At 63.3% G+C, this 23,201-nt stretch carries 18 protein-coding genes and 2 riboswitches; of the genes, 10 read left to right on the top strand and 8 right to left on the bottom strand.

The window, feature by feature from the left end; genetic code table 11:
• Positions 1 to 158: 158 nt before the first annotated feature.
• Together RIN13_RS05220 and RIN13_RS05215 are read left to right on the top strand one after the other, a co-directional pair.
• Positions 159 to 716 carry a low molecular weight protein-tyrosine-phosphatase gene (locus RIN13_RS05220; RefSeq protein WP_309106280.1) on the top strand — a complete coding sequence of 186 codons (558 nt, stop codon included), beginning with the start codon at positions 159 to 161 and terminating at the stop codon, positions 714 to 716.
• Positions 713 to 2,821 carry a chorismate-binding protein gene (locus tag RIN13_RS05215; RefSeq protein ID WP_309106279.1) on the top strand — a complete coding sequence of 703 codons (2,109 nt, stop codon included), beginning with the start codon at positions 713 to 715 and terminating at the stop codon, positions 2,819 to 2,821. The genes RIN13_RS05220 and RIN13_RS05215 overlap by 4 nt, the downstream gene beginning before the upstream one ends.
• A 22-nt stretch (positions 2,822 to 2,843) precedes the next feature.
• On the opposite strand, the gene cls is transcribed toward RIN13_RS05215, so the two are convergent.
• Positions 2,844 to 4,319: a cardiolipin synthase gene (gene cls / locus RIN13_RS05210; RefSeq protein ID WP_309106278.1), complete on the bottom strand. Its 1,476-nt coding sequence runs from the start codon at positions 4,317 to 4,319 to the stop codon at positions 2,844 to 2,846.
• 93 nt (positions 4,320 to 4,412) lie between these two features.
• On the opposite strand from cls, the gene RIN13_RS05205 reads away from it, so the two are divergent.
• Entirely contained in the window at positions 4,413 to 5,354 is a 942-nt protein-coding gene (locus tag RIN13_RS05205) for an aminodeoxychorismate lyase (protein ID WP_309106277.1), read from the top strand.
• 39 nt (positions 5,355 to 5,393) lie between these two features.
• On the opposite strand, the gene RIN13_RS05200 is transcribed toward RIN13_RS05205, so the two are convergent.
• Entirely contained in the window at positions 5,394 to 5,951 is a 558-nt protein-coding gene (locus RIN13_RS05200) for a MarR family transcriptional regulator (RefSeq protein ID WP_309106276.1), read from the bottom strand.
• A 263-nt stretch (positions 5,952 to 6,214) separates the two neighbouring features.
• A riboswitch (SAM riboswitch) is annotated at positions 6,215 to 6,328 on the top strand.
• A gap of 12 nt (positions 6,329 to 6,340) precedes the next feature.
• Between RIN13_RS05200 and RIN13_RS05195 the strand changes: the two genes are divergently transcribed.
• The 5 genes from RIN13_RS05195 (at position 6,341) to RIN13_RS05175 (ending at position 14,479) form a co-directional block, all read left to right on the top strand.
• Positions 6,341 to 6,664, top strand: coding sequence for a DUF1737 domain-containing protein (locus tag RIN13_RS05195; protein ID WP_309106275.1), 324 nt, complete (start codon positions 6,341 to 6,343; stop codon positions 6,662 to 6,664).
• Positions 6,661 to 7,071, top strand: coding sequence for a rhodanese-like domain-containing protein (locus tag RIN13_RS05190; RefSeq protein ID WP_309106274.1), 411 nt, complete (start codon positions 6,661 to 6,663; stop codon positions 7,069 to 7,071). Before RIN13_RS05195 ends, RIN13_RS05190 begins: the two co-directional genes overlap by 4 nt.
• The gene (locus tag RIN13_RS05185) at positions 7,072 to 8,280 is read left to right on the top strand and encodes an O-succinylhomoserine sulfhydrylase (RefSeq protein ID WP_309106273.1); all 1,209 of its coding nucleotides are present in this window, start codon (positions 7,072 to 7,074) and stop codon (positions 8,278 to 8,280) included. It abuts the gene before it with no gap.
• 160 nt (positions 8,281 to 8,440) lie between these two features.
• Positions 8,441 to 9,010 carry a hypothetical protein gene (locus RIN13_RS05180; protein WP_309106272.1) on the top strand — a complete coding sequence of 190 codons (570 nt, stop codon included), beginning with the start codon at positions 8,441 to 8,443 and terminating at the stop codon, positions 9,008 to 9,010.
• A 930-nt stretch (positions 9,011 to 9,940) separates the two neighbouring features.
• On the top strand, positions 9,941 to 14,479 hold the full coding sequence (locus RIN13_RS05175) for a hypothetical protein (RefSeq protein ID WP_309106271.1): 4,539 nt from the start codon (positions 9,941 to 9,943) through the stop codon (positions 14,477 to 14,479).
• Positions 14,480 to 14,652: 173 nt separating this feature from the next.
• Here RIN13_RS05175 and RIN13_RS05170 read toward each other — a convergent pair whose 3' ends face one another.
• The 5 genes from RIN13_RS05170 to RIN13_RS05150 all read right to left on the bottom strand — a co-directional run bounded on the left by RIN13_RS05170 (position 14,653) and on the right by RIN13_RS05150 (position 20,577).
• A complete protein-coding gene (locus tag RIN13_RS05170) occupies positions 14,653 to 15,837 on the bottom strand; it encodes a glutamate--cysteine ligase (RefSeq protein WP_309106270.1) in 1,185 nt (394 codons plus the stop codon).
• 44 nt (positions 15,838 to 15,881) lie between these two features.
• Positions 15,882 to 17,405 (bottom strand): UDP-N-acetylglucosamine 1-carboxyvinyltransferase, encoded by a 1,524-nt coding sequence (locus RIN13_RS05165; protein WP_309106269.1) that lies wholly within the window; start codon positions 17,403 to 17,405, stop codon positions 15,882 to 15,884.
• A gap of 168 nt (positions 17,406 to 17,573) precedes the next feature.
• Positions 17,574 to 18,389 carry an energy-coupling factor transporter transmembrane component T gene (locus tag RIN13_RS05160; RefSeq protein ID WP_309106268.1) on the bottom strand — a complete coding sequence of 272 codons (816 nt, stop codon included), beginning with the start codon at positions 18,387 to 18,389 and terminating at the stop codon, positions 17,574 to 17,576.
• The gene (locus RIN13_RS05155; RefSeq protein WP_309106267.1) at positions 18,386 to 19,945 is read right to left on the bottom strand and encodes an ABC transporter ATP-binding protein; all 1,560 of its coding nucleotides are present in this window, start codon (positions 19,943 to 19,945) and stop codon (positions 18,386 to 18,388) included. Before RIN13_RS05155 ends, RIN13_RS05160 begins: the two co-directional genes overlap by 4 nt.
• Complete coding sequence (locus tag RIN13_RS05150) at positions 19,945 to 20,577, bottom strand: ECF transporter S component (RefSeq protein WP_309106266.1); 633 nt, start codon at positions 20,575 to 20,577, stop codon at positions 19,945 to 19,947. Before RIN13_RS05150 ends, RIN13_RS05155 begins: the two co-directional genes overlap by 1 nt.
• 69 nt (positions 20,578 to 20,646) lie before the next feature.
• Positions 20,647 to 20,788, bottom strand: a riboswitch (TPP riboswitch).
• A 161-nt stretch (positions 20,789 to 20,949) separates the two neighbouring features.
• Here RIN13_RS05150 and RIN13_RS05145 point away from each other — a divergent pair.
• Both RIN13_RS05145 and RIN13_RS05140 read left to right on the top strand, forming a co-directional pair.
• Complete coding sequence (locus tag RIN13_RS05145) at positions 20,950 to 21,804, top strand: hypothetical protein (RefSeq protein ID WP_309106265.1); 855 nt, start codon at positions 20,950 to 20,952, stop codon at positions 21,802 to 21,804.
• Entirely contained in the window at positions 21,801 to 22,484 is a 684-nt protein-coding gene (locus RIN13_RS05140; RefSeq protein ID WP_309106264.1) for a DUF4166 domain-containing protein, read from the top strand. Before RIN13_RS05145 ends, RIN13_RS05140 begins: the two co-directional genes overlap by 4 nt.
• Here RIN13_RS05140 and RIN13_RS05135 read toward each other — a convergent pair.
• Positions 22,453 to 23,118 (bottom strand): DinB family protein, encoded by a 666-nt coding sequence (locus RIN13_RS05135; RefSeq protein ID WP_309106263.1) that lies wholly within the window; start codon positions 23,116 to 23,118, stop codon positions 22,453 to 22,455. The two genes, RIN13_RS05140 and RIN13_RS05135, sit on opposite strands and share 32 nt — an antisense overlap.
• Positions 23,119 to 23,201: the final 83 nt, after the last annotated feature.

The raw sequence follows: 23,201 nt of genomic DNA, 5'->3' as shown, positions 1-23,201 counted from the left end.
GATGCTTTGCTATATTCATGAGAATATACATTGTTGAAAAAGTCAACGATTGTGCTCGCCTGTCCACCCTGCCCAAAGTTAAGGGCAACCCAGCGCCGATCGGCACAGGCCTTGCTTGCGGGCTAGCCAAACCGGAAACGCTGCAGCATGCTTAGCGCATGTCCCCGTCGTCGAACCCCTACCGGATCATTGCGGTCTGCACCGGCAACATCTGCCGCTCCCCCATGGCTGAACGGATGCTCGCAGACGCCTTCGCAGCAGCCGGTCTGAGCGACGTCGTTGTGGTGGATTCCGCCGGTACCACGGCCTATGAAGCAGGCCGCCCCGTTGATCCCCGCGCTGCCCGGATTCTTGCAGCCCGATCGATCGACTCAAGCGGGCATCGAGCAAGGAAATGGCAACAGGAATGGTTCGCTGAGCGCCACCTCATCCTGGCCTTGGACGTCGACCATTACGGCTGGCTTCTGGAAGCGGCACCGGACGAGCAATCCCGCGCCCGGATCCGCATGCTGCGCTCCTTCGATCCGGTGGTGGCCGACGGCGACAATCTGGACCGCGGCATTGACGATCCCTGGTACGGAGGCCAGTCCGATTTCGAAGAGACCTGGCGGCTTATCCAGGCTTCTGTGCCCGGAATTGTTAAGCATGTCAGGGCCCAGCTCCAGCTGCAGAAGTACCAGGACCCTCCGGAGCAGCAGGTACGCTCTATTCCATGAGCCCCGCACCTGTGATCATTGCCATCGACGGGCGGTCCGGAGCAGGCAAAACAACCATCGCTATCGAACTGGCGGCAAGTTTGCGCGCCCATCACAAGGTCTCCCTTTTCCACCTCGAGGACATCTATCCGGGCTGGAACGGGCTTGCGGCCGGGGTGGAACGCTATATCACCACCGTGCTCGCGCCCTTGCGAAGCGGGCAGGGCGCCGAATGGGTGACGTGGGATTGGGAGAAGCATTACGACGGCGACGTCAGAGTCACGCTTCCCGCTGAAATTGTGATCGTCGAGGGAGTGGGAGCGGCCTCTGATGCGGCCCGGCCCCTTTTGGACGCAGTGGTCTGGACAGAGGCCCCCGACGACGAACGCCGCGCACGCGCCTTGTCCCGTGATGGAAGCACTTATGAGCCGTACTGGGATCTCTGGGCGGCGCAGGAAGTCGAGTGGCTGGCCGCGGATGCGGTGCTGGAGAACATTGACGTGCGGGTACTCAACCGGGCAGACGGCAACGCCCCCGGGGACGTCCTGCGTGCCCTTCAGTACCTGCCGTCCTGCTCTGGCGTACTGTTGCCGGAGCTCTCAACCCGCCGCGGCCTGAAGCTGCGAGCGCAACGGATCGACGCGGAGCCTGACGCCATGGCCCTCTACGAAACGCTCTACGGAGCCTCGACCAATGCCGTGTGGCTGGACTCTTCGGACGGCCCGGACCTTGCGCGGGATACCGGTTCTTCCGCGGGCGCCGTTGGGGCCTCGCCTGCAGCGGAGCGCAGGCGGTTCAGTATTCTGGCCGACGACGGCGGCAGCCATGGCCAGATGGCCACGCACCGCAACGGGATCACAACGGTAAGCACAGGCTGCGCCACCGCGAGGATCGAAGGCCCCTTCTTCCGCTGGCTGGATGCGGTCTGGGGAAGCAGCATTGTTCCCGCGCCCGAGGGCTACGGCGGTGAATTCACCCTTGGCTGGCTGGGCTATCTGGGCTATGAACTGAAGCGCGAGACAGGCGGAAGTAACGCCGGATCCCCCACACCGGATTCCGCCTTGATCTTCGCCGGGCGTGCTGTGGTCCTGGACCATCGGAAGGGTTCCGTCTGGCTGTTCGCCCTTGAAGCACCAGACGCCGCGGAATGGGTGTCACAAGCTGCCCAAGCCGTGACGGCAGCCTCGGGGGCCGCGGGGAGCACTGCCGCAGGTGACGGTGCTGACGCAGGTGTCCACGCCGTCGAACTTTCCAAGAAACCAGGCGTCGGTGGGCTGGAATTCACCGCCCGGGACACTGAGGTGGATTACAAACACAAGATAGGGGTGGCGCAGCACGAGATTGCTGAAGGCAACTCCTACGAAATCTGCCTGACGACAGCGCTCCATGCACATGGGACCGCAGTGGATCCCTGGCAAACTTACGTGCAGCTCCGGCAAAGGAATCCTGCCCCTTTCGGGAGTCTCCTGCGTTTCGGCAGCCTCTCAGTGGCCAGCACCTCACCGGAGCGCTTCCTCAGGATCACTTCCGCCGGCAGCATGCGGGCCGAACCCATCAAGGGCACGCGGGGCCGCTCGCTAAATGCGGAACAGGATGCTGCCCTTCGCGCCGACCTGGAATCGTCCCCAAAGGACCGGGCCGAGAACATCATGATTGTGGACCTGTTGCGGAACGACCTCAGCCATTTCGCCGAGCCCGGCAGCGTAACAGTGAGCCGCTTATGCGTGGTGGAGAGCTACGCCACCGTCCACCAACTGGTGAGCACCATTGACGCTCAACTCCTGCCAGGGGCTTCCCGGGCCGAGGCAGTTGCGGCCTGCTTCCCCGCCGGCTCCATGACGGGCGCTCCCAAAATCAGCACCATGGCCATTCTGGACCGGCTGGAAGAGGCCCCTCGCGGTGTGTACTCGGGTGCCATCGGCTACTTTTCCCTCAATGGGGCCACCGATCTGGCCGTCGCCATCCGAACCCTGGTGATCAGGGCCGACGGCGACGGCCGTGCCGAGCTCAGCCTCGGCGTCGGCGGTGCCATCACGGCCGATTCCTCGCCGCAGGAGGAGTACGAGGAGATCCGGACCAAGGCGTACGGTGTGCTTTCCACACTTGGGGCCGAGTTCCCCGGCTAAACCTCCCCGGACGCAGGCAGGCCTACTGCAGGGTCGCCGTCAGCCGCGCCACGTTGTCCACGTACTTGACCAGCATGGGCCGCTGCATCCAGTCCTCGAGCTGGAGTTCGTGCGAGATGTCCCGGTAGGTGTCCTCCACAGCCCTCATCCGGGTGACGATGTCCTGCCCCAGGAGCATCACGGAGACCTCGAGGTTCAGCGAAAACGACCGCATGTCCATGTTGCTGGACCCAAGGACAGCCACTTCGTCGTCGATGGTGAAGTGCTTGGCGTGCAGCACAAACGGCGCTTGATAGAGGTAGATGCGCACGCCGGCTTCCAGCAACGCCTGGTAGTAGGACCTCTGGGCGTGGTGCACCAGGAGCTGGTCGCCCTTTTCGGAGACGAAGAGTTCGACGGCGACCCCCCGCTGCGCCGCCGTGGTCACCGCATACAGCAGGGAGTCGTCCGGGACGAAGTACGGGCTGCAGATAGAGATCCGGTGCTGGGCGGAGTAGATGAGGGTGTTGAAGAGCCGCAGGTTGTTTTCGGTGCTGAATCCCGGGCCGCTGGGCACCACCTGGGCCGTCACGGTGCCGGGTGCCAGTTCGGGCGGGTGCGCCAGCTGATCCTCCAGGGAATCGTCTGTTTCACTCAGCCAGTCGGTGGCGAAGACCACATTAATGGTGGTAACGATCGGGCCGCGCAGGCACGTCATGAGTTCAACCCACTCGCGGCCCACTTTGCGGTGCCGGGGATTGTTGTACGAGGGCTCGATCAGGTTCTGGGATCCGGTGAAGGCCACTTCGCCGTCGATCACCATAATTTTGCGGTGGTTGCGGAGATCGGGCCGGCGCCATTGTCCATGCACGGGACGCAGCGGGAGCATGGGGCGCCACTGGATCTTGCTGTCATTGAGGCGTCTTATGAGCTTCCGGTAGCCCTTGATGCGCAACGTGCCGAGGTGATCGAACAGGACGCGGACCTCAACACCCCGCTCGGCGGCCTCGACCAGGGCTTCGAAGAGGTCTTCGGTCACATGGTCCGTGCTCATGATGTAGAACTCGGCGTTGACGAAGACCTTGGCCTTGCGCACGGCTGCAGTCATTGCCTTGATTGAATCCGGATACCCCGGCAGCAGCTCCACACTGTTGCCGTCCACCATGGGCAGGGAACCGAGCCTTCGGTTCAGTTCGGCGGCCGAACCCACCCACTCGGGACCGGAGTACCGGCTCTCCAGTCTGGCCAATTGCGATGTGCCGGCCTGGATCCGCCTGTTCACCGCCTCCTGCTGTGCCCTGCGCCTGCGTGAAAGCCTGAAATTGCCGAAAAGGAGGAAAAGCACCAGTCCCAGCACAGGCACAAAGAAAATGCCCAGCAGCCAGGCCATGGCCGTCGTGGGGCGACGGTTCCCGGGGATGATTCCAACAGCCAGGACGCGGATCACCAGGTCAAGCAGGCTCAGGAACAAGATAAGCCAAGGTGGCAACGTGCCAGCCAACGGAAACGGCCAGAGCAAAATGAACCCCCATAGTTCACAGCCCGCTGGACCTGTTCCAGAGCGGGCATTGTCCACAGCCTATCCCGCAGCAGCCCCTACTAAGCTGGAGGCATGACTTCTGCTGCTCCCGCCACGGTGCTGGTGTTCCTTGATCCCGAGTTTCCCAACGGCCGGATTGCGGACGCTTCACAGCCGCAACTGATGGCTACGGACCAGGGAGCCACCCGCGGCGACGGCGTCTTCGAGTCCCTCCTGGCTGTAGCGGGACATCCGCGGAAGCTGCAGGCGCACCTGGACCGGCTGGAGGGTTCCGCCCGGCACCTGGACCTTCACATCCCGGGCCAGGATTCGTGGCGCTTGGCCATCGCGACGGCGTTGACGGAGTACCGCGGGAAGCATCCTTCCGTTGACCCGGTGGAAGACGAAGCGGTGGTGAAGCTCCTGGTCACCCGCGGCGTCGAAGGCTCGTCCGGCCCCACCTGCTGGGTACAGGTATCACCGGTGCCTGCCGCCGGCCGTCGCCAGCGTGAAACAGGCGTGGACGTTATCCTGCTGGATCGTGGCTATGACAGCGAAGCCGGTGAGCGCGCCCCATGGCTGCTCCTCGGAGCCAAGACCCTGTCCTACGCGGTCAATATGGCAGCCCTGCGGTACGCCCACAAGCAGGGCGCCGACGACGTCATCTTTACATCCGCGGACGGCCGGGTGTTGGAGGGTCCCACCTCCACCGTACTGCTCGCCCACGTCCAATCGGTGGACGACGGCGGCGCCAGTCGCACAGTCAAGCGGCTTATCACGCCCCAACTGGACAGCGGGATCCTCCCGGGCACTTCCCAGGGTGCTCTTTTCACGGCGGCAAAGGCTGCGGGCTGGGAGCTGGGCTATGGCCCGCTGGAGCCGCAGGACCTGCTGGATGCCGACGCCGTCTGGCTGATTTCCAGCATCCGCCTCCTGGCGCCGGTCAACCACATTGACGGCAAGGAAATCGGGACTCCGGCGCTCCGCAAACAACTCACCGCGGAACTCAGCGAGCTTTTCGCAAGAACCGAATAGGGCCTTCCTGCGGGTGGGCCCCGCAGTTGGTAAGTGTCGTCAGGAAGGACCTTGTGGCGGCTCCTCCTGCTCCTTGGAGTCCTCGGAGACCCGCTCTTGGTGGGTCTTCGCTGGGGGCTCGCGGCGTACTTCCGTTAAGGCCTGGGGTCCAGTCCGTATATCCGGAACCGGGCCCGGCCGATCCGGGAAAAAATCAATGACACGGGCCAGTTCATCGTGAAGTGACCGGCGGCGCGAAATGCCAGGAGGAAGGGCGTCCCGTTCGGCCTGCCGTGCAGCATCCAGCGCCCTGCGGCCGGCTTCGGTGATGGCTACATCTATGCTGCGGCGGTCCACGGGGCTGCGGGAGCGTGTTACCAGGCCGCTCGCTTCAAGCCGCGCCAGCACTTTGCCCAGACTTTGGCTCTGCACTTTGATCTGGGCTGCCAGCCTTTCCTGATTCAGTGGGCCGCCGTCGAGGCACTGGAGAGCTATAACGGCCGCGTGGGTAAGCCCCAATGCTGCCAGCGCACGGTCCTGCCGCCGTTCAACGAGCCGTGCAGCCATAGACAGCAGCTGATGCGTGCTCCAGGTGTTGGCGTCCTGATTCCGAATCATCCGTCCAGCCCTCCTCCTGGTTGCGATTCTTACTGCCATGGGCAGAACCCTCAGCGCATACCATCCAACGCTCTACGATAAGCATGCTTACTATCCCTATGGCAAGTATGCTTACCAACTCTTTGCAGCCGGCCCGGTGAACCCGTGCGTTTGCGCCGAAATTTCTTGGGATCCGAAATGGCAATGGCGGACATGTCCACCCGTTACGGAACATGACGACGACGGCGGTGCAGGGCGCCGTCGTAAGTGTTACTTTTTTGAGGAGTAATGAGAACCGGTGCCAAGCCCTGACTTGCCGGTCGGCAACCCTCCTCCCGCGGCGGGGTGCCTCAGGTGAATACTCGGCATTCGACCCCATCGAGCTGCAAGCGTGAGAGAAGGAGACCCTCGTGTCTGACGCACCTGCCCAAACTATTCCGGCCCCCAGCGCCCAAGCTGCCGCTTCGGAAGAAAAACTGACCTACCGACTGATTACCGGCCCGGATGACCGCAGCTTCTGCGAGCGGATTTCCACTGCCCTGAGCGAAGGCTACGTGCTGCACGGAAGCCCGGCCGCCACGTACAACGGCATCAATGTCATCGTGGCGCAAGCACTCGTGCTCCCCACGGCCATAGCCAGCGCCGATGCCGCAGTTGCCACCGCTGTTGACCGTCTCGAAGCCGACGAAAACGCTGACGACGACGCCCAAGACTCATTTGAGGGGCACGCATGAGCTACGCCGGAGACCTGACACCTGAAGACGCCTGGGCCAAACTCGAAGCCGGCGCCATCCTTGTGGACGTCCGCACCGAGGGCGAATGGGCCCACATCGGCATCCCCGAGACCAAAGCGACGGAGAACGATCCCCTGTTCATTTCCTGGTCCTTCCCCGGCGGAGTGCCGAACCCGGATTTCATCGGCCAACTCAAGCAGCAGGCGCCTGAGGATCCCGGCGTCGAGCTCGTTTTCCTGTGTCGCTCCGGCCAGCGCTCCATCTCCGCAGCCATCGCCGCCACGCAAGCGGGCTACACCTCGTACAACATCCTTGAAGGGTTCGAAGGCGAGCCCGACCGCTACGGCGAGCGCACCGTCAACGGCTGGAAGAACCGCGGCCTTCCCACCAACCTTGGAAAGAACTAAGTGACCTTCAACCCTGACGCCGCTGGCTGGAGCCCTGACACCCAGGCTGTTCGCGGCGGACTCGACCGCACCAACTTCCAGGAGACTGCTGAGCCGGTTTTCCTCAATTCCGGCTTCGTCTATGAGTCCGCGGCCGCAGCCGAGCGCGCCTTTACGGGTGAGGACGAACGCTTCGTCTACTCGCGCTACGGCAACCCGACCGTGGCAACCTTCCAGGAACGCCTGCGGCTATTGGAAGGCACCGAAGCATGCTTTGCGACGGCGTCCGGCATGTCCGCGGTCTTCACAGCCCTCGGCGCGCTCCTGGCTGCAGGTGACAGGGTAGTGGCGGCACGCTCGCTGTTTGGTTCCTGCTTCGTGATCCTCAACGAGATCCTGCCGCGGTGGGGCGTAGAGACTGTCTTCGTCGACGGCCCGAACCTGGAGCAGTGGCGCGAGGCATTATCCGTTCCCACCACCGCCGTTTTCTTTGAATCACCCTCCAACCCCATGCAGGAGATTGTGGACATCGCGGCTGTCAGCGAACTGGCGCACGCCGCGGGTGCAACCGTCGTCGTCGACAACGTCTTTGCCACTCCCCTGTTGCAGCGCTGTGGAGACCTCGGCGCGGATGTCATTGTGTACTCCGGCACCAAGCACATTGACGGCCAGGGCCGGGTACTGGGTGGCGCCATCATGGGAACCAGGGAATTCATAGACGGCCCGGTGAAGCAGCTCATGCGGCACACCGGCCCTTCGCTATCCTCCTTCAATGCCTGGGTACTGGCCAAGGGACTGGAGACCATGGCGCTGCGGGTCAACCATTCCTCTGCCTCAGCACTTCGCCTCGCCGAATGGCTGGAGCAGCAGCCGGGCGTCAGCTGGGTGAAGTACCCACTGCTGAAATCCCACCCCCAATACGAGCTGGCAGCCAAGCAGATGAAGGCCGGCGGAACGGTGCTGACCCTGGAGCTGAACCCCTCGGCCGGGCGCACTGCCAAGGACGCCGCGTTTGCCCTCCTTGACGCCCTGCGGATCATCGATATCTCCAACAACCTCGGCGATTCAAAATCCCTCATCACGCACCCGGCCACCACAACCCATCGCGCGATGGGACCGGAAGGTCGGGCTGCCATCGGACTGACGGACGGCGTGGTGCGGCTATCCGTGGGCCTGGAAGATGCGGATGACCTCATTGGCGACCTGGAGCAGGCACTCAAGCAGGTCTGACGCCATATATATTGTGGCGGTACCGACCGCCGCTTGTGTTGGTTGGTTCCCAGCATCAGAACCCGCCGCCCTCCGGCGTGGGCGCTGCAGTTCCTGGCCGTCAACAGGAAGTGCATTCGGTGTTCAGCGATACTCAGATCGTTCGATAAAAGGAGAACCAATGCAGACCGGACAAAACATGACAGCCGAAGAGCAACGCACCTCGGCCCCAACCTCACAGGAGCCAGCCCCCAGCAGCACGCCACTCCCGCCCGCAGCAGCCCGACCCCTCGCAGTCGTCAGGATCGTGCTTGGAAGTGTCTTTCTTTGGGCATTCCTGGACAAGGCTTTCGGGCTCGGCTTTGCCACTTCGCCCGCGAAGGCGTGGATCGCCGGTGGCTCGCCCACTGCCGGGTACCTCGGCAGCGTAAAGGGTTCGTTTTCCGGAATTTTCCAGGCCTTGGCCGGTTCGCCTGTCGTGGATTGGCTCTTTATGTTCGGACTCCTTGGCGCCGGAACAGCACTGGTTCTGGGCATAGCACTCCGTAGCGCGGCAGCTGGCGGGCCCCTTCTTCTTGGCCTGATGTGGCTGTCATCCCTGCCACTTCAGAACAATCCCATCATTGACGAACACGTTGTGTACGCCACGGTCATTATTGCTCTGGCCGCAGCGCGCGCCGGCGACACCTGGGGCCTGGGCCAGCAGTGGTCCGCCCTCATCAAAAACCCGTCGCTGCGCTGGCTGCGCTGACAGCTTCGTCTGCTGCGAAGAGAACCGGCCCTTCACAGTGCAGGCTCCTGATTTTCAGGGGCCTGCATCTGTTTTGCCCCACTACGCTCGTTTCATGAAACGCATCGGGTTGTGGGGGGAATGAGCTGGGAGAGTTTAGCAGCTGCGCTCGGCGAGGCGTAAGCACCTCTGGCTCCGGGCCCCCTTCTCGGTGATGTGGGTTGAAACGTTGTCGTCGTGGCCTCCCTGGCAGTGGCCTTTTCCGGGATGCCGGAATGCCGTCACGATCTGTCATCCCGCCGGTTAACAGCAGTAGAAAGCAGAAAATACTGAAGCAGCAATGTTGAACGTGATGTTGCTACTTTGTTGCGCCGCGCAAAGCAGTAACAGTCAACCGATTCATTTATCAAGCACGGACTCCAAGTGGATTGTTTGCCCGCTCCGATAAGCATTTTAAAATCAGAGGTACGAAGAGCGTGTCTTTACTTTTGGCCGCTAGAACACGATAGCCCTTCAATTGGTTGACGAGCGCGTGAGGGTCTACACCTGTGAAACTGACGGGTGATCCGCCCGATTCCGCATGAAGTAGGGGTACTGAGGCCGGATCGTTGATCCATGTCAGGACATTACCGGCCTTACAAACCGGCCAACCGTATTGGTTTATTGGCAAGCATGCTGACTTTTATTGACTGCCTTGTAATGTAATTATCCGGGAATTGACATGTTGCCCGATGCATCTAATATTTAGCTTGGGGGGAAGCAAATTGCAGAGCCATCAGCTGTAAATGACGCGACCCAAAGAATCATTGGGGTCGCATCTGTGCCCTGATCCAATCGTCAGGTGGTACTCAGTTGAATCATTTACGTCAGAGCCCAAATCCCGGGAAAGGTCCAGGGAACCTCTGGGAGGGTCTTAGGTCCCGGACTCACCTTGGGAGCATCGACGGGAGCATGGCGCGAAAGAGTCTGTCTTTCACTGTCGCGTTCGCACTGCTGGCAGCACTTATCATGGGAACTCTTCCCGCAGCCTGGGCAGCCCCTGGCTCCATTCACGAGATCACAGCCAACTGGGCCGGCGATCCGGCTCCTACCGACGCCCCCTTCGCGTCCACCCGCGTCGCCGAATTCCATGTCAACACCAACGACGCCGATGCACCTCAACTCAACGAGCCCGTAGACAACGTCCGGGCCACCCTGACGGCCGGCAACGGTGTCTTCACGAGCATCCCCACGGTGTGCAAGACGGCAAATGTCGATCCTGTTTCCTCGATCTCCGCTGACGGCACAACCCTCGTCTGCAACATAGGGACCATCGTTGAGGGAACATCCACCGTCATTCAGGCGCCCATCCGGGTTTCCGGAGAAAACGGCGGCAATCTGACCGCATCCGGCACCGCCACTTCGGATGAGGCGATTGCTCCGGCAGGACCGGCAAGCCCGGCACCTCTGCCGATCACCTACTCCCACGGCATGGACCTCTCCCTCGTCTCAGCGCCCGGCCAAGGGTATCAGGGGGCCGTTCAGGAAAGCCGCTCCGGAGGCAACCGCACGTTCATCAAGATGAACTACTCCCTGATCCTCGACGCCGGCAGCCGGCCAGGCCCCGCGTCCTACACCTTCCCCGTCAACGTCACGGGCTCGGTTGCCGGTGCCATGACGGGCTTCCAGTTTGAAAACTGCGTCCCCGTCGGTGCTCGCTCAAGGTCAACGGGCCAGCCCTACTCGGACCCCACTCAGGCCGACAGAACCAACTTCCCCACCTGCGCAGTCACCGGTTCGGGTGCCAACTACTCCGTCACCGTCTCAGACCTGACCTACACCCTGGTCAACACCCCGGTCAACGACAGCATGGGATCTCCGTTGCCGGGAAGCGGCGCTTACATCGCTTCGGGCACCATCGAATTCAGCATCCCTACGCCTGTCACTGTGCTCACCACCTACACGTTCAGCGCGGCCGGTTCCCCTGCCTTTACGTTCACTGACGGGGTGACCTCGCCCGACCCCCAGACCAACAACGTCTCCTCCGCCACCCTTCCGCCACCCGGAGGCTTCAACAACCACTGGACCGGAACGCCTACCTATTCCCGCACCCCCTGGGACGCGAACCTGTGGGTAAGCCCCGGCACCAGCCAGGACATGCCCCTGCCGATCCCCGGCATGGACACGTATGACGAATTGGTGGCAGCATCCAACGCTGGCGAGGACGTCGACTTGCGGATGTACATGCAGGCCAACAGCACCTTCTGGTCGACTTACACCGGCCCCGGCGGTGCTCAGATGGCCGGCATTTGCACGATGAACCAGAACCCGGCCTTCATTCCGACCCATGTGGACGGCGGCGGCTGGGACGGTCTTATCGGTGGTGTTAACTCGTACATCAACTACCCGACGGCGCGGTACTTCTACACCACCGCTGCCATCAACCCCAAGACCGAAACCTGCGGCCAGACTGCACCGAGTGGCATGTGGACCGAGATTTCCCCGGCTGCGGGTACTTCGCTGAATGACCCGCGGGTCACGACCGATAGCCTGATGACTCTTCCTGCCGGCGTGACCGCCGTGAAGATGACCTGGGATCCGGCGGTGGACCGTTCACCGCACACATTCCTCCGTGCTTTTGGTTACATTTCCCCTGACGCGCCCACCAGCGGTGAAGGCTGGACTGTCGGAGCGTTCAACCACCCGACGCCGGGAGTCTACCCGGAGTATCCGTCTTTGAACGGCTGGCACAACGTCAGCAGCGCCCCGGGCGGTATTGATCTGCCAGGGAGCACTTTCGGGCCGAACATGAACGGTTCCGGGGATGCTTTCCGGTTGCAGGGACCGCAGGGTGTGATTACGAAGGCGACCACGGAGACAACGGCGCAGCCTGGTGTCCCGATCCCGTACACGATTACGGCCAGGGCGGACAACCTGGTCACGAGCCCGCCGCCTGTCTCGTTCCCGGTAGTGGATACTCTTCCCGAGGGCATGGTCTACGTCCAAGGCTCGGCCAGCCCTGCGCCGTCATCGGTTTCCCCTGACGGACGGACCATTACCTGGGACTTCACCAATGTCCCGGCCAACGTGGACCAGACCATCACGTACCAGGCCCAGGTCCCGGAGGACGGAACCCCGGTTCCGGGCAGCAAACTGACGAACACGGCCGTCATCAGCGTCCCCGGTGACCAGCGCCCGGTCGGTGCCCGGTCAGCGTCGGCGACGGTGACCGTCCCGAACTCCTCGGCCACCACACTGGGGAAGTCCGCGGCGGATAACGTGCTCTCCTTCTACGGGGATACGTCCTCGTGGGAACTGATTGTTAATTCCCAGGACCCCATCGTGAACCCCTTCACGGACACCATCGACATCCTTCCCGTGGCCGGCGACGCCGGCGGGACGAACATCGACGGAACCTACACCATCACCGGAGTGGACGCCCCGGCCGGTTCCACCGTCTACTACACGACGTGGCCGTCCGGTGACCTGAGCAACGACCCCAGGGATGGCTCCAACGGCGACGCCCCCGGCTCCGTCACGGGCAACACCGTGAACTGGTCCACCGCTCCCGTTGCAAACCCCACTGCCGTCAGGATCATCGGCCCCGCCCTGGAACCCGGTGCGTCCCAGCGGATCTCGATTAATTTCGCCACCCCGGCAGGGACGGACTGCGTTGCCCCGGCCGCCGGGGACAACAAGCCCGGCCAGGTCCTGGTCAACACAGCCAACTCCATCGCCGGGCACACCATGCTGCCGATGCTCTCCTCAGCAACAGCCGTTATCGGTGACTGCTACGCCATGGACCTGAAAAAGTACGTCCTCGTCAAGGGCGGGGACCCGGCCAACGACGCGGACTGGAGGGACGCGAACGCCACCGCTGACTACCCGCAGTACCTGGTCGGAGATACTGTTCCCTTCCGGATCATTGCCACCAACAAGGGCAGCGGTGAGCTCACCAACGTCCTCGTCTCCGATTCACTGATCCCGGACTGCGGCACCACCATCCCCAGCATCGCCGTAGGCGCCTCCGCCACGGTGAACTGTGAAATGACAGCAGCGGTCGGCACCACCATCAACACCGCCACAGCCTCGGTCACCCCACCGGACGGGCCACCCCTGGAGCCGACAGACCCCGCAGGTTTCCTCGTCCCGGAACCCTACACCGTGGTGAAGACCGCTGATCCCTCATCCGGTACGAACGTCAAACCAGGCGACGTGATCCGTTACACGGTCACCATCACCGAACCGGCAACCAGCGCCGCACCCTATCCGAACCCGTCAATTTCAGACAGCCTGGCCGGGGTTCTGGATGACGCCGACTACAACGGCGACGTCACCGTGGTCGAACCGGACAGCGGCACCGCCACTGTCACCGGCGACACCCTCTCCTGGTCAGCCGGACAGATCATGCCCGGACAGACCATCACCCTGACGTACTCAGTCACGGTGACCGGACCGCTGGACGGCGGCGACGGCGAACTGCTCAACGTTGTCACCCCCGGCACCGGAGGCGAATGCGTCCCGGCCGAAGGCCAGAGCACCGAATGCACCACCACACACCTCAAGGGCGGCTTCACGGTCTCCAAGACTTCGGATCCGGCCAACGGCTCCTCAGTCGCCGAGGGCAACAAGATCACCTACACCGTCCAGGTCCGTCAGGCAGGGCCGGCAACTGTACCTGGTGCTCTGGCCACCGATGACCTGTCCAAGGTCCTGGACGACGCCGCCTACAACAACGACGCCACAGCCTCGGCCGGGAACGTCACGGCGGACCAGGCCAGCAACAAACTGACCTGGACCGGGGACCTGGCCGTCGGGGACGTAGTCACCATCACGTACTCCGTCACCACCGGCGCTTTCGGCGCCGGCGACGGAACCCTGACAAACGTGGTTACCCCCGGACCCGGAGGCGAATGCGTTCCGGCCGAGGATGAGAACCCCGACTGCACCACCACCCACCTTCAGGGCGGCTACACCGTCTCCAAGACCTCGGACCCCGATAACGGTTCCAACATCGTCGAGGGGAACAAGGTCACCTACACCGTCCAGGTCCGCCAAACCGGGCCCGGATCAGTGACCGGAGCCGTCGCCACCGATGACCTGGCCAAGGTCCTTGACGACGCCGCCTACAACAACGACGCCACAGCCTCGGCCGGGACCGTCAACGTGGACCGGGCCAGCGACAAACTGACCTGGAACGGGAACCTCTCCGTTGGAGACGTAGTCACCATCACCTACTCCGTCACCACCGGCGCAGTAGGATCCGGGGACGGCACACTCACCAACACTGTCACCCCCGGCACCGGAGGCATATGTGTACCGGCCCAGGACCAGAACCCGGACTGCACCACCACCCACAAAGTGATCACGCAGGCCGCCGCCCTGGCCAACACCGGAACAAACATCCTCACCGGACTCGGAGCAGCCCTGGTACTCCTGATCGCCGGCCTCACCATGGTCACCAACCGCCGCCGCAAGGCAGCACAAACCACGGAAGGGGCTCTCCCCTAACCGAAAGCTTCGGTCACCGCCACTTCCCCCCGACGTGGCGGTGACCGAAAGCCGCACTGGCACAACCCAGCCGTAAAACAGATGCAGGCCCCCTTGATGCAGGGGCCTGCATCTGTTTAATACCCGGAACGGCGTCGGCCCCGGCCCGGGACGGGGACCGTCCGGCTGAGGAATCAGCCGCGCCTGACCCGCTGGAGGACCGGTGACTGGGCCGCCGTCGGAATCGCGTCAGCTCCGCGCATGGTGACCTTCACCGCGTGAGCGACGACGGCGCTCAGCCCGCCGCCGTCGAACGCCGCGTCCGCTCCCGCTTCTTGGCGGGCCCGCCGCTGCTGCTCGGAGCCGGTGCCATGGGACAGGATCCGTGTGACGCCGGCTCTGACCAGTTCCAGCTCACCCTGCTCGCGCAGGACCGGTTCGAGGTAGTCCACCAGGGCATTTACGACGTCAGCGGCGGGGGCAGGCGTGAAGGTGCCGAAATGAAGAAGTTCACCGCGGAGTCCGCGATTGCTGGCCTGCCAGGAAGCGGTCCTCAGCAGGACGGTGGGCACTGGGATCGGATCCACGTCGTCGTGCCATTCGCGGCTTGCCGTTTCCACCAGCGCGCGTACCAGCACTGCGATTAATGCGGCATCCTCCGCACGGAGGCAGACGTCGGCCACCCGGACCTCAACAGTGGGATGGTTCCGCGCCAGCCTGGCATCGAAGTAGATCATTCCCTCGTCAAGGAGTACCCCTGTTTCCAAGAGCCTGGTAACGGTGCGCCGGTACACGGGCAAGGTACCGAAGATCGCGGAGGGACCCGACGTAGGTAAGCGGTACCACGCCTGGGTGCGGTAGCTTTCAAACCCTGTCTCCACTCCGTTCCAGAACGGCGAATTGGCGCTCAAGGCAACAAGGATGGCCAACTTGTCCCGGATCCTGTCCAGGACCGCCACACCCTCCTCCGGGGATTCGACGAAGGTGTGGACGTGGAAACCGCACGTAAGCAGCTCGTGCACCGTGAGGCCGAAACGCTCCTGAATCGTCGCGTACCGAGGGTCCGGAGTGGTGTGGGTAGTGGAGGCAAGGGGCGACGTGGCGAGTGCAGCCACACGCGCACCGTGCTGCCGGGCAGCTTGGTCCGCCATTGCCCGGCCGTCCCGGATTTGCTGGAGGAGCTCCGTGTGGTCGCGGCAGGGCAGCGTCTGCGTTTCAATCTGCTCCAGCTTGAGCTCGGCTGTCAGCCCGGTCTCGCCCTCAGATTCCGGGGCGTCGTCGGCAGTCCGGACGGCCAGCAGCGCGTCGGCCAAGGCCAGCGGCTCCCCAGTGTCAGGGTCCACAATGAGCAGTTCTTCCTCCACGCCAAAGGTCCGCATAGATCCATTGTGCGCTCAGCGGCCATCAATATGACTGGAAGCGCTTAGTCCTGGAAGTACTCGATCCGGGCGCCAAGCGTGTTAAGGCGTTCTGCGAGGTCTTCATAGCCGCGCTCGATAACGTAGATGTTGCGGAGCTCGGAAACGCCCCGGGCAGCCAGCATCGCGAGCAGCAGGCAAGCCGCCGGACGGAGCGCAGGCGGGCAGCCCACTTCTGCAGCACGCCACTTGGTAGGCCCATTAACGTAGATGCGGTGTGGATCCAGCAGCTGTACCTGAGCGCCGAGCTTGTTCAGTTCTGTCAGATAAATGGCACGGTTCTCATAGACCCAGTCGTGGATCATCGTCTGCCCCTCGGCGTTCCCCGCTATTACGGCAAAGAACGGCAGATTGTCGATGTTCAGGCCGGGGAACGGCATGGGATGGATTTTGTCCTGGGGAGCGTGCAGCTCCGATGGTTTAGTGGTGACATCCACCAGCCGTGTGCGTCCGTTGCGCGCAAAGTACTCTCCGGAAACCTCCAACTCCTGCCCCATCTGCTCGAGCGTGGCCAGCTCGATCTCCATGAACTCGATGGGGACCCGACGGACAGTGACCTCGGAATTGGTCACGATGCCGGCCGTAATGAGGCTCATTGCCTCGATCGGGTCCTCGGACGGGAAATATTCGACATCGGCGTCTATGGAGGGCTGGCCCGTGATCTTCAACGTGGTGGTGCCAACACCCCCTATCTCCACACCCAGCATCTGGAGGTAGAAGCAAAGGTCCTGAACCATGTAGTTGGGGCTGGCGTTACGGATGACAGTGGTTCCGCGGCGGTGCGCTGCAGCCATGATTGCGTTTTCGGTAACGGTGTCGCCGCGTTCGCTGAGCACAAAAGAGCGGTCCTGCTCATCCGACAGGGGAGCCTGGACGGCGTAAAACCCTGCGCTGGCCTCCACTGAAAGGCCGAATTGCCGCAGTGCCTGCATATGCGGTTCAACCGTGCGCGTGCCCAGATCGCACCCTCCGGCATAGGGGAGGCGGTACTCCGCTGACTCATCCAGCAAGGGGCCCAGCAGCATGATCACGCTGCGTGTGCGGCGGGCGGCTTCGACGTCCATCGAGGCCAGGTCCAGAACTGCCGGCCTGCGGATCTGCAGATCGGTGTCGTTGAGCCAGGTGCATTCGACGCCGATGCTGGTGAGAACCTCCACGATCCTGTTGACTTCCTCGATCCTGGCCAGTCTGCGGAGAGTGGTGGTCCCCCTGTTTATGAGGCTGGCACAGAGAAGCGCGACGCCGGCGTTCTTGCTGCTGTTTACGTCCACCGAGCCGGACAGGGTAAGGCCGCCTTCCACCCGGAGGTGGGTCATCTGTGGCCGGCCGACTTTCACCATGGCGTGGCCGAAGATGGTTTCCAGCCGCTGGATCATCTTCAGGCTCAGATTCTGCTTGCCCTGTTCCATCCGGGCAATGGCGCTCTGGCTTGTTCCAAGCTCTGCGGCCAACTGCCCCTGGGTCCAGCCTTTTTCCGTCCTGGCATCGCGAAGCATGGCGCCGACAGATTCCGCAGTCTCTTGAGTCATATCAAAAATATATCATTTATGAGTTTCAAACGCTGAAAAGCAGGTCATTTTGGGAGAAAGGACACAGCTTTACCCGATTGATGCGATATTTCAGCCGCGAAAATACCTATTGGGGTTTTGCTGCGAGCCGGGAAGTCAGCCAGCTTGCGTACACGTAGTGACCATCCGCTACGTGTTGTGAGGGTAACCAGTTGACGCCCAGACCAGGTTCCAGGTCCCTGCGCCGATCGCCGCTGTCACGGCGGCGGCAGCGATTACCGTTCCGCCCACGAGCACCCAGACATCCAGCCGGCTGTACGTGGATTCGCGCGCCCACGTCCGTTGGGCTCCACCGAATCCACGCGCCTCCATCGTGACAGCGAGCCTTGAAGCGCGCCGGATGGCCTGTACCAGCAGCCCGAAGCTCTGGCCCAGGGTGGCCCGGAGTCGCTGCAACGGCGTGCCGCGAGAACCTACGCCACGGGCGCGGCGGGCCATCCCGATGGTTTGCCACTCCTCCGCCATGAGCCCTACCAGCCGCATCGCTGCCAGGGTCCCAAGGACGAAGCGGTGCGGCAGTTTCGCTTTTTGGGCCAGGGCATCGGCAAGGTCTGTAGGGTCGGTGCAGCTCATAAGCAGCACCGCCGGCAGCGCAATGGCCAGCCCCCGGAGCATGAATCCCAGCCCCAGTTCGAGGGAACCTGCGCTGATGGACCAGATGCCAACGTCGAGCAGTATCCTTCCGGCGTCCGGAGCCAGAATGGCGGTACTCCAGCCGCCCAGGGCTGCGGCGATGATCAGCGGCCACCCGCGTTGCCACAGGAGCAAGGGAGTCAGCCCTGCCAACGGAAACAACAGCAGCTCGAAGCCCAGCGCCACAGTTGCGGAGACCCAGTCGATGGACAACGCCAGAACCAGAGTGATGAGGAAGACGGCGGCAAACTTGGCCAGCGGGTTGGCTCGGCTGAGGAGCGATTCACTCCGGAGCGTCAAGGCTTCCCTCATGATGCGGCCATTTCCGGAGTCCCCATTGCGAGTTCGGTGCCACCGAGGACCGAGGAAAATTCCTGGTCGTGGGTCACGGAAACAACTGCGGCTCCGGCGTCCAGGAGCTCGGAGAGGAAGGAAGCCAGTTCGGCCCACGTGGTGGCGTCCTGGCCGAAGGTGGGCTCATCCAGCACCAGCACCTGTGGGTGGGCGGCCAGTACGGTGGCCACCGAGAGCCGTCGCTTTTCGCCCCCGGACAGTGTGTAGGGGTTGGCGTCCACGAGGGAAGTGAGCCTTAGCCGCTCCAGGAGTTCGTCGACGCGTTCCTCGCCGTGGCCCAGATGTCTGGGCCCGAAAAGGAGCTCATCCAAGACCCGGCCGGTGACAAACTGGTGCTCGGGTTCCTGGAACACCGTTCCGATCCTGGAAATCAGCTGTTCGGCCTTCCACTTGTATGGATCAATTCCGGCACCGGCGCTCAGCTCAAGGGTGGCTGATACAGCTCCGGCAACAGGCTTCAGCAGCCCGGCCAGCGTGAGGGCAAAGGTGGACTTTCCCGAGCCGTTGGGCCCGGTGACGGTCAGCGCTTCACCCGCCCGGACCTGCGCGGATATCCCGGTTTGCACGGGCGTGGGAGGAAGCTTTTTGAAGCCGCGGCGCCGGGGCCGTTCGCGCGAGACGGCAAGCTTTTCCGCGGCAAGGAGCAATTGGCCGGTACCTGCGGTGCCGGGTGGCAGTGCAGCAGCCGAACCCCGCTGGCGCGTCGCCGGAACGTGGCCGGGAACCCAGACCCCCGCCCTGATCAGCATCTCCTTTGCCTGCTCCAGCACCAGGTCAGGAGGTCCATCAATGAGCACCGCGCCGTCATTCGAAGCTCCCGGCTGCAGCACCACGATCCGGTCCACAAGGTCTTTCCACACCGCAACACGATGCTCCACGACCACCAGGGTTGCGCCGGTCTTCTCCAGACAACGGCCCACGGCATCACGGACTTCGAGCACTCCGGCAGGATCAAGGTTGGCGGTGGGCTCATCCAGCAAAATGATCCCCGGACGCATGGCCAGGATGCCGGCGAGCGCCAGGCGCTGCTTTTGTCCGCCGGACAGGGCCGACGTCGGGTGGTCCAACGGCAGATGACCCAGCCCGACGTCGTCGAGCGCCTCATGCACCCGGGTCCAGATCTCCGCAGGGGGCACTGCGAGGTTCTCGGCACCGAAGGCGACGTCGTCGCCGAGGCGGGACAGGATCACCTGCGTTTCCGGATCCTGCTGCATAAGCCCGGCACGCCCGCGCTGGGCCCGTGGCGGCTGGCCGTCAATGAGCAGCGAACCGGACTCGTCGGAGTCGCCCGCCTCGCCGCCGTCGTCGTTCGTGTCGCCGAGCACCCCCGCGAGGGCGTGCAGGAGCGTGGATTTGCCGGCACCCGAGGGGCCGAGCAGGAGCACCCGCTCCCCCGCGCGGATGTCCAGATTAAGCCCTTGGACGGCGGGGCGGGGCCTGCCGGCGTGCCGCCAGGCCCAGCCTTGCGCCGTTACCCCGGCCGGGCGGACGCCGCCGTCGCGAATCGGTGTCATCAGGAGAAGACGGGCTCCGTCGCAGCCTTACGGGAGGCGAAGGAGCTCAAAACTCCGGTTTTAGCGAGCCCACGGGTGGCGATCCAGGACAGGCCCCCGGCAATGACGGCACCCGAGATCGCGGTGAAGATGATGTAGGCGGCCTTGTCTCCGGCCGCGTAGGCAATGTTCCAGCCCCATGGCGCGAAGGAATCGTTCAGACCGCAGAAAAAGCCAGCACCTGCGCCCGCCAGCAAAGCGACCGGAAGGTTGAACTTCTTGTATACAAACGCCGCGAACACCAGTTCGGCGCCAAGGCCCTGCAGCAGGCCGGAAATCAGCACGGTGGTGCCGTACTGCGAGCCCATGAGGAGCTCACCCGTAGCCGCAACGGTCTCGCAGAACAGGGCCGCGCCCGGCTTGCGGATAATGAGCATTCCCAGTACCGCCGGGATCATCCAGCCACCGGCGTACAGTCCGGTCAGCGGGGGGTAAACCGCATTAAGCGGAGCCGAAATAACGTTGGCGCCCTGGGACCACGCCCAAAAAATCACGCCACCGGCGACGGCAATCAGGGCCGCCACCACGATGTCTACAACGCGCCAGCTCCGTTTGCCGGCTGTGAGGGTCTGCTTTTCAGAAATTCCAGTCATGTCTTCCTCCTGAGGAACAGGAGGGGAAAGTGCTCCCCGGCCACCGCGGATTGCGCCGCATCTGCCGGACACTCTGAGAACTCGACTCCCTTGCGCCGGTACTAACCGGATCAGGTTCGAGGGTCTGCGGCTGTCCGCACTCTCAGCGCCCATCCATCGCACTCCCGGAATCCCGGTGATGCCCGACGGCGGCGCTCCCCTGTCGTAATCAATCTGCCCTTGTGGGCGTTGTCCAGTTTACACCTGGCGGTGCTTGCGATCCCTGTGGCGGTGTCACAATCGGCGGCGTAGGGCTCCTGCCTTCCCATGGTGCACGTTCCGGCAGGGTACGGCACAGCAGCTGCTGACCTGTTCACCCATTATGATCCTGGGATGGGGGAAACAACACGTACAAATGAAGCGCGAAGCGGCCGGCAGATCTATGTGGAAATCCTGGTGCGATCGTCCATGGATAGCCTCTGGGAGCTGAGCCAGGACCCGGCCCTGCATCCGCGCTGGGATCTCCGGTTCTCCAGGATCGTCCCGACTGGCGTCGGCAGTGACAGGCACTCACAGTTCCGGTATGAATTCCAGCTGCCGTTCTGCGCCATCACCGGGATCGGTACATCGCTGGGGCATAAGACGACAGCAGGCGGACAGGCGACATCGGTGCTCAAATTCTCCACCAGCAACCCTCTCTCGCCGATCGGTCCGGGGTCGGGCTACTGGCGCTACGTACCCGTGGATCAGGGCATCCGCTTCATCACCGGCTACAACTACGCTCCCGGTATGGGTGCCCTGGGCCGAAAGCTGGACGCCCGGTTCATCCGCCCAGGCCTCGGCTGGGCCACAGCACTAAGCTTCGACCGGCTTCGGCTGTGGGCCGAATCGGGCGTTGATCCGGCCCGGAGCCGCAACGCCTGGTTCCTTGATGCGGCAGCGCGCGCCGCAGGCGTCGCCGGAGCGGCGGGGCTCCTTCGCCATGCTGTTGCGGCGCGCCCCTTGAACGCTTCGCTGAAGAACCCCGGTTCATTGAAGAATCTGCCGGCAAGGGCTTCCACTGCCGCACTCGGCTTGACCCTGGCCGGTTTGGCCCTGACGTTGCCCTCCCATCCAACGGTGCCCAAGGCAAAACGCTGCCTCCGTCAGCCACCGGACAGGGGGTCCGCGGAAGCGCCGGCATCGCTGAAGACGTTGCCGGATCCGGATCACAGGAAACAGCCACAATTTGAGGGAGCGCCGGCATGAGCTCCATCTTCGCCACTGCCCTGGGCCCGGATTTCCACCGCCTGCACCCGATGCTGCAACGGCGCTTCGGTGTAGACCTCGACTCAGGCTATGCCTGCATCGGCACCGGTATCTTCTCGGAAGTGCGCCGCGGGGCGTGGTGGACGGCCCCTTTCCTCCGCTTCGGCGCTTTCCGGAACATCCTCTTTCCAGACAATGGGAAGGACATCCCCTTCACCATCGAAAACTACCCCTACCTTGACGGCTTCGGGCGTCCGACAGTGACCTTCGTCCGGACCATGACTGTGCAGCCGGGCAAGAAACGCCGCTTTGACGCCACCATGATCTACAGCGAGAAAACGGGCGGCATTGTGGACTACCTGGGGACGCACCAGCATCTGGCCACAGATCTGAAGCTCAACGTCCTTCCGGACGGATCCCTCCACCTGAGGTCCGAAGGGCAGCGCTTCTACGAAGGCAGGCTGGGTTTCACCTTCCCCGCTTTCCTGACGGGGACGGCTGATCTGTTCGAAGGTTATGACGATCAGCGCGGCGTGTTTACCATCCAGATGCAGGTCCGGAACCCTGTCTTCGGTTTCCTGTTCGGTTACCGCGGCGAGTTCACGTGCACCTTTCCGCCTGTGTCAACGGACGGGACACCGGCCCACCTCAAGCCTGTCCGAGAGGAATGGCGGCTGTAGCCGTCGCCTGGCGGCCAGCGTCGTCACGGGCAGTAGCCTCACAGGCGGCTTCCTCCCTGACAGCAGCCTCACTCGCGGCGGCTTCAAGCCGGGCACGGTGGGCCACCCACTCCTCGAGGCTGCGCACCGAGAGATTTGAATCGCCGGGCCGCTGGCCCGCAGAGCCGTCAATGAGTTCGCGGAGGATGTCGGCGTGCCCCAGGTGATGGGCGGTCTCTACGCACATGTGGACAAGGATCTGGTGAAGGGTCACCCGGCGTCGTTCTTCCGGCCACCACGGAACCTCACCTGAGGCATCCAGCGGGAGCGCCGCGACGGTGGCATCGGTATGGGCAGCTGCGAAATGGTGCAGCTCGATGATCTCCTCGCGGGTTTCCTCCGGTGCCGCCCACAGGTCGGCGTCGGGTTCCGCCTCATCACTAAGCCACGGCAGGCTGCGTCCGCTGGGCCGCCCAAACACCAGCCCGAAATAGTCCAGTTCAACGCTTGCCACGTGCTTGACCAGGCCCAGGAGGTTGGTACCGGTGGGCGTCATTGGCCTGCGGGCATCGTATTCGCTCAGGCCGTCCAGCTTCCCCAGGAGGCTTGCCCTCCGGGTGCTGAGGTACTGGTGCAGAATCCCCTTGTCATCCATAGCGGCACTATACAGCGACCCTCTGTTCCGCCTTGGCCTAACTCCGTCAACGATGCGGTTAGTCTAGGGGAAGTCCCGTTTCC

It is taken from the genome of Arthrobacter sp., assembly GCF_031179985.1.
GTDB lineage: Bacteria > Actinomycetota > Actinomycetes > Actinomycetales > Micrococcaceae > Arthrobacter.
This window is presented reverse-complemented; position numbering and strand designations above follow the sequence as displayed.